Below are 7,314 nucleotides of genomic sequence, written 5' to 3' on the forward strand. Positions count from 1 at the left end.
CGTTATGGGAAATCAATGCGTATTGGGTTTGGATATCGGCACGTCCGGCTGTAAAATTCTCGCGTTCAGCGATACGGGAGAAATATTACAGTCTGTCGTGGAGGAATATCCCTGTTTTACACCTCGGGAAGGGTGGTCCGAGCAGAATCCGGAAGACTGGTGGAACGGTGTGCAGGCGGGACTTAAAAAGATGATACCGATGCTTGGCGGAAAAACGATTTCCGCAGTGGGCTTTTCCGGTCAGATGCATGGTATGGTCGCGCTGGATGAGCACTTACAAGTGGTTCGGCGGGCGATTTTGTGGAATGATCAGCGCACGGGCAAACAATGCGATGAAATCACGGAAATGGCCGGCGGGATAGATGGGCTGCTTTCCGTCACAAATAACCGGATGCTTACGGGGTATACCGGCGGAAAAATCCTTTGGATGAAGGAAAATGAGCCGGAGAACTATTCGAAAACGAAAGTGATTATGAACCCAAAGGATTATATACGCTTTAAACTTTCCGGCGCAATCGCCACGGATGTTTCGGATGCTTCCGGCACCGGCCTTTTTAATGTGAAAGAGCGCCGATGGGCAACGGAATTGATTCGCAAAATCGGATTAAACCCGGATATTTTCCCGAAGGTTGTGGAATCCACAGACGCGGCGGGTAATGTTTCCAGGGAAGCCGCGGCGTTAACCGGAATCCCGGAGGGAACGGTTGTCGCGGGGGGCGGCGGGGACGCCGTTATTTCCACAACCGGGCTGGGACTGATTAAGCCCGGCCGTATCGGTATCACGCTTGGAACTTCGGGCGTTGCGGCCATGGGGCTTTCGGCTTTTCTTCCGAATCCGAACGGGATGCTTCAGGTTTTCTGCGGGAACGCGCCGGGTTCCTACAGCGCGATGGGCGTTACCCTTTCCGCCGCGGGAGCGTATCAGTGGTTCCGCAATGCCCTTGGCGATTATGAAATGGAGAAGGCGAAACAGTCCGGAAAAAGTGCATTCCGTCTGCTGGATGAGGAAGCGGCTGCGGTTCCTCCCGGCTCGGACGGCTTAATTTTTCTGCCGTATTTGACCGGGGAACGCGCGCCGATAAACGATCCAAATGCCAAAGGCGCTTTTCTGGGATTAACCGCAAGACACAGCAAAGGTCATTTTGCCCGTGCCGTGCTGGAGGGCGTGGCTTTCTCATTAAAGCAGGTTTACGATTTAATGATGAGCGGAAACATGGATATTATATCGGATGAAATCGTTCTGGCGGGCGGCGGTGCGAACAGCCCTCTCTGGCGCCAGATTTTTGCCGACGTGTTTAATCTGCCGGTGCGTACCGTTTACGGCAGCGCGGAGGGAGGTTCGTTCGGCGCGGCTCTGGCAGCCGGGGTCACGGCGGGTATCTGGAAAAATCTTGAGGAAACCGTTCCGCTGATTAAGCAGGAAAGCAAAACGCTTCCCATCCCGCAGAATGTACCGCTCTATCAGGAACAGTATCAAAAATACATACAGTTTTACGGAGCTTTGAAATGGAGCTTTTCATGATTCGACTAAGGAGGCCTCTATCTAATGATAAAAAATATACCGGAAGTTAAGCTGGGCATGATTGCCGTAAGCCGCGACTGCTTTCTCATCTCTTTATCAGAGAAACGCAGAAAAGCGATTGCGGACAGCTATACCGCCAAGGGCGGTAAAATCTATGAAGCAAAGACAACAGTGGAAAACGAGCAGGATATGCTCAAAGCGGTGGAAGAAGTCAAGAATGCCGGATGCAACGCCCTTGTGGTGTTTCTGGGAAACTTTGGGCCGGAGACGCCGGAAACTCAGATTGCCCAGCGGTTCGGCGGCCCGGTGATGTTTGCTGCGGCTGCGGAAGAAACCGGAAAAGACTTGATTAACGGAAGGGGCGACGCATACTGCGGCATGTTGAACTGTTCCTACAACCTTGGCATGCGCCATATTCCGGCTGTGATACCGGAATATCCGGTGGGTACCGCAGACGATATCGCTAAGATGATTCAGGATTTTGTTCCGGTCGCCCGCGCTGTGATTGGCCTGCGATCTCTGAAAGTCATTACCTTCGGCCCGCGCCCGCAGGACTTTTTTGCCTGCAACGCGCCGATTCAGCCGCTTTACGATCTTGGCATTGAAGTTCAGGAAAACTCCGAACTTGATCTGTTGGTTTCCTATAAAGCGCATGCGGGAGATAAAAGGATACAGGAAGTCGCTGCCGACATGACGAAAGAGCTTGGGGTAAAAGGCAACCAGTATCCCGATCTGCTTCCCCGCATGGCGCAGTTTGAACTGACCCTTCTCGACTGGGCGGAACAGAACAGGGGTTCCCGCGACTATGTTGTTTTTGCCGACAAATGCTGGCCGGCTTTTCCAAAGGAATTCGGTTTTGAACCATGCTATGTAAACAGCCGTCTGGCGGGGAGAGGAATTCCGGTTGCCTGTGAAGTGGATATTTACGGTGCGGTAAGCGAATATATCGGCGCCTGTGTTACAGGGGACGCGGTAACGCTGCTGGATATTAACAACAGTGTTCCGAAGGATCTGTATGAGGAAGATATCAAGGGGAAATACAGCTATAGGCAGGAAGAAACCTTTATGGGCTTCCATTGTGGCAATACTCCTTTCTGCAAGCTTTCCAACGGTGCGGTAAAGTATCAATTGATACAGAACAGGCTGTTGGAAAACGGTCAGGAACCGGATTTTACCCGCGGTACGCTTGAGGGAGATATTGCCCCGGGACAAATTACATTCTTCCGTCTGCAAAGTACCTCCGACGCAAAGCTGACGTCGTATATTGCACAGGGTGAAATCCTGCCGGTGGCGACACGTTCTTTCGGCGGCATTGGTATCTTTGCAATTCGGGAAATGGGAAGGTTTTACCGTTATGTACTGATTGAGAAGCATTTCCCGCATCACGGTGCGGTGGCGTTCGGCCATGTCGGAAAATCCCTTTACACCCTTTTCCGTTATTTAGGATTGGAGGATATTTCCTTTAACCAGCCCCAAGCCATGCTTTATAAAACGGAGAACCCGTTTGATTAATTAATTTTACATTTGTCATTTTTTCATTAATATCCCCTGATAAAAAACCGCCCTGTCCGTTTATTCGGACAGGGCGGTTTTCGGCTTGTCCTTATCCGAACGCAGCATGATGAGAAGGCTTGTTCATCATAAAAATGGCTTAACAGATTTTTTAATCATGTTGTTCTTATAAAGTCGCCCCGTCGGCTGCTAAGTCTTCGTGAATGTCCGTAATCGGGTCGCCTTTTACCTGTAAATATGCGGCGGTAAACGGCATGCCGGATGCGTCCGAGGGATAAACTCCGGCCGTATGGTCGACAAAGTAAGCGTCAAATCCGCCGGCTTTGATTTGCTCTTCTGTTAAATTCCGGGTTAACTGGTGTACAATCGTACCGACCATTTCCAAATGGCCCAGTTCTTCTGTTCCGTAAGGTTATCAGTCATCCGTGCGGTTCTGCGGCAGCCGGGGAAAAAGAATCAATTCGAAACCGTCCGGCGTGCCGTTTCGCCGTGCCCGAACGGTTTTCGTATAAACGACCTTTTTTAAAACAGACTTGAGAAGCACGTTTTTTTCAGCCGGTGTTCCGCTTTGATACCGCGCGAGCACGGGTTCCGCCCGGGGCAGTTCCGCCTTGCTGCTTTGCGATTTTGCTCCTTCCATTTCGATTTGGATTTGTGAAATTCCTTTTTCCGTACAGTCCATTTGCTCCTGAATTTTTTTCAGCCGTTCCTGAAAGATCGAGGCCGTATAGACCCCTTGTTCGAAGAACTCATAAATCCGCTCCTGCTGTTTTTCCAGTTCTTTTCGCTTGCAGATCATTTTCGCGAGGGCCTTTTTCTTGAACCCGGATTGCGGAGCATGGGAGGTTTTGGTTTCATATGTAAGCCGATAATCGGAAAGCCAGCCGCAAAGCGCAAGCAGGATTTTCTCCTCGGCGCAGTCCAAGCGGCAGCTGATGTTCCGGCAGGTGGGCGCGGGGCACATCAGCGTGGCGGAATTCTTTCCTTTCTGGGGGCGCCGCACCATTTTTCGCCCGCAGATTCCGCAGACCACCAGTCCTGCAAGGGGATTTTGTGTTTCATATTTTCGGGGGCACGGGCGGGACGGGTTTTCCCGGAGCCGCAGCTGCACCGCTTCCCATGTCTTTTCATCAATCAGCGCCGGATGCAGTCCGTCTTTTAAAATCCAATCCTCCGGTTTTGCACGCGGGCGGGTTTTCACCATTTGGCCGTCCTCCATTTTCTTCTGAACCGGGCGGGCGTTCCACCGGATTTTGCCGATATAAACCGGATTTCGAAGCATTGTCTGGAGGGAGGCAACCGTCCAGTCCCCGCCCTTGGCAGACGGGATTTTCAGGTTGTTGAGTTTTCGGGCTATTTTGGAGATGCCGGTTTCCTCCGTGCCGCCGTCGATTGTTTTTTCCCCGAATGCATACAGGCTGAAAATGAGCTCGACAATGGGAGCCTGCTCTTCATCGGGCTGAAGGGTATATCCCCGGTCGTTTTCAATTTTGACGCGCCGGTAGCCGTACGGCGGCCTGCTTCCGTTGTATTTTCCCTCCATCACCGACGCGACGCGGCCCCGCTGCAATCGCCGGTTGATGGTTTTGTACTCACGCCGGCTCATAAACAGGCCGAATTCAAAATACTCCTCGTCGTATTCGTTGTTCGGATCGTAGATTTTCATCGGCGTAATGATTTTGGTACCGCTGAATTTAAACGTCTGGGCGACAATCCCCTGATCAATTGTGTCGCCGCGGGCGAGACGCTCCACTTCCATAACCAGCACGCCGTCCCAGATTCCGTGTTCCACTTCGGAAAGGAGCCGCTGCATGACCGGCCTTGCCGCGATGGTTTCACCGGATACGATTTCCCGGTAAATTTCGCGTATCTCGAATGCTTGCCGCCTGGAAAGTTCCAGCAGCGTTTTTTCGTGGCGGGCAAGCGTTTCGCCCTCGCCGCGGGCTTCTGCGTCCAAATCCGCGCGGGATTTGCGTAAATAAAGACAATAGGGCATTTTTTTCGCCTCCAAAAGAGAATGGTGTCATAGGACAATTCCCGGAACGAATACATATGCAGCGTGGTGATGATGATGCTTGCGGAAATTCCGGTTGAAGGGGAAATTGTAAAAGAATATTCCATTTCCGAAACGCGGGTTCTTTTCAGCAGCGCGGCCTGCGCGGACAATACCCCGGAGGATGACCGCCGGATTTTAAATCAGGCGGCGCAGGCTTCGTTAAACATCTTTTTGAAGAATCAAAACAGGGAATAAGGAAACCGTTTTATGTATATGGAAAAAGCGCCTGCCGAATGAATCAGCAGGCGCCGATTAAATTTGCCACTCAGTATGGTTGATATCAGGAGGAAGATGCAGAATCAAAAGTCTTTTGGCCATACTGGTAAGTTTGTTGCGGTGACTGTCAGCCATTTAGATTGTCGAAAAATTCAGCAAAATTAATATGCTATGCAGATATTTTAAAAAATTTAGTTTCTGCATCGTAAGCCTCCTGATCCCCGCTTGGATAAGTATAACGAATCGTATAGGTGGCTACAATTTGATTTCCATCTCGATTGTAACTGCGGAATAAAATTTTGTCTTCGGAAATGTTGGTATCCAATTTTTTCTTCTGCTCAATATATTTCTGTACCTGAGCGTCTAATTGTTGTTTATGTGCTTGAGTAATTGGATGGTCTGCATCAACGTTACAATAATTCACATTGATACTGGCGATGCTTCCGTCGGGATTGATTCGCGCCGTAATACTATCGGAGACATCCTGATCAACTTTTCTCCCCATGAGAATATGATAGCACCCACGGATAAAAGAATTTTTATCGACTATAAAATCATTACTGTTAGGAACCGTATCTTTAATGGCTTTTTTTAGGATCGTTAACGAATCGATTTTCTCTAAGGTAGAGATTTTTCTGCCCTGATTTGATTCCTCATCTTTCCAATTTTCCCAAAATGTTGTAAGGCGGTTTTGGTCGTCGATCATATAGACGTTTTTGCTGGAATCTCGGTAGTAATTTTCTGTTTTTTCTCCTAAATCATCGGTGCTGATACCAAAATCCGATGCAACTGTAGTTTTATCTACCTTAGTTACAGGAACCTTACTTTGCATAGTAATATAATTGTGATTTCTTGCTTGTTGTAACAACTGGTTTTTAGGATTTTGTACCGCTGAAGCGGAGAAACTTGCTATTGTTATAGTAATGCAAATAGTTGAAGCTACAGCACATAGTAATTTTTTGTTCATAATCAGTCATCCTTTCAAAAAAATCAGTTAACACGTACAATGGTACCGGTATCACCAAATGAACGTAGATTGCCGTCCTGAGTTGGAGAAGATTCATCGTATTTCATGGATGGGTATTTTTTATCAAAGAAATCGTTGGCCATATCGATTGACTTATCTACAGTATATCTATTATGTAATTGCCCTACAAATTCCTTTAACCACTCGCCCCCCATAGATACCTCATTGTAAAAACCGATACTACAGGCCGCTCCTTTATCTACACATTGTTCGGCCATACTATAGCCATTTTTAGGCTCTGCGCTGTTGCAAGTAATAAAAACGATCAGTTTATGCCTGCTTAGCGTGTTACTTCTATAATTTGCTAGACTGGCATCATCACTGTTTGATAAAGTGGCAGGATAAGCATATAAACCTGACCATGCTCCACTCTGGGTATGGTCACAGTGCACCATACCTGCTCTGCCATGGCCGTGAATAATTGTAAAATGATTATAAGGCAAATTATTATAAATATCAATCGCGCGTTTTAGCGGAAAGGATTGTGCCGAATATCCCATTTTGGTAACTATATTCTGCACATAATTAAATATTGCTGTGTCCGAAGTCCCCAATGGGGTTATCGCCATATAACGCTCATTATAGGATGATTGAGCCTCGATTATAGGTTGCTCAACTCCGGAATCTTTTATGATATACGAACCGGAATCCTTGGTTTGTGAATCAGTGGCTTTGGCCGCAAAAGCCTATTTGATTCACCTCTTTATTTTAAGATCATTTGTGTACCTGTAAATAAATACTTACTATGCTTATATGCCCATCGGAACCACCCTCTTTCCATAAATTGAAATCATTTTTCGATCTCATACTGTATAGACAACTTCAAACCGATTTTGCAACACATTATTTTCCTAAAATGTAAATTTATTTTTGAAAGACAGCGGATATCTGTTCTAAAAACAAAAAGGGACCATGGAAAAATCCATGGTCCCGGTCTGCCGAATGAATCACAGGCGCTCAACTTATTTAAAAAAGAATTTC

Annotated in this window: 6 protein-coding genes and 1 pseudogene; 3 read left to right on the forward strand and 4 right to left on the reverse strand. The window is 47.8% G+C overall.

The genetic code is table 11. The features are described 5' to 3' along the window. Positions 1-4: 4 nt before the first annotated feature. Together xylB and OUY18_RS06795 are read left to right on the forward strand one after the other, a co-directional pair. Positions 5-1,522: a xylulokinase gene (gene xylB / locus OUY18_RS06790; protein WP_268058002.1), complete on the forward strand. Its 1,518-nt coding sequence runs from the start codon at positions 5-7 to the stop codon at positions 1,520-1,522. A gap of 24 nt (positions 1,523-1,546) precedes the next feature. Beyond that, positions 1,547-3,034, forward strand: a complete 1,488-nt coding sequence (locus tag OUY18_RS06795) for an L-fucose/L-arabinose isomerase family protein (protein WP_419196123.1) — start codon at positions 1,547-1,549, stop codon at positions 3,032-3,034. Positions 3,035-3,215: 181 nt separating this feature from the next. Here the strand turns inward: OUY18_RS06795 and OUY18_RS06800 are convergent. Continuing rightward, positions 3,216-3,428 (reverse strand): annotated as a pseudogene (locus OUY18_RS06800) (manganese catalase family protein); the annotation flags it as partial. A gap of 21 nt (positions 3,429-3,449) precedes the next feature. After that, the gene (locus tag OUY18_RS06805; RefSeq protein WP_268058003.1) at positions 3,450-5,030 is read right to left on the reverse strand and encodes a recombinase family protein; all 1,581 of its coding nucleotides are present in this window, start codon (positions 5,028-5,030) and stop codon (positions 3,450-3,452) included. A 69-nt stretch (positions 5,031-5,099) separates the two neighbouring features. Between OUY18_RS06805 and OUY18_RS06810 the strand changes: the two genes are divergently transcribed. After that, positions 5,100-5,285, forward strand: a complete 186-nt coding sequence (locus OUY18_RS06810) for a hypothetical protein (protein ID WP_268058004.1) — start codon at positions 5,100-5,102, stop codon at positions 5,283-5,285. 190 nt (positions 5,286-5,475) lie between these two features. On the opposite strand, the gene OUY18_RS06815 is transcribed toward OUY18_RS06810, so the two are convergent. Further along, positions 5,476-6,273, reverse strand: coding sequence for a hypothetical protein (locus OUY18_RS06815; protein WP_268058005.1), 798 nt, complete (start codon positions 6,271-6,273; stop codon positions 5,476-5,478). 23 nt (positions 6,274-6,296) lie between these two features. Then, positions 6,297-6,902, reverse strand: coding sequence for a hypothetical protein (locus tag OUY18_RS06820; protein WP_268058006.1), 606 nt, complete (start codon positions 6,900-6,902; stop codon positions 6,297-6,299). Between the last annotated feature and the right edge of the window lie 412 nt (positions 6,903-7,314).

Origin of the sequence: Caproiciproducens galactitolivorans (genome assembly GCF_026672255.1) — a bacterium.
Taxonomy (GTDB): domain Bacteria; phylum Bacillota; class Clostridia; order Oscillospirales; family Acutalibacteraceae; genus Caproiciproducens; species Caproiciproducens galactitolivorans_A.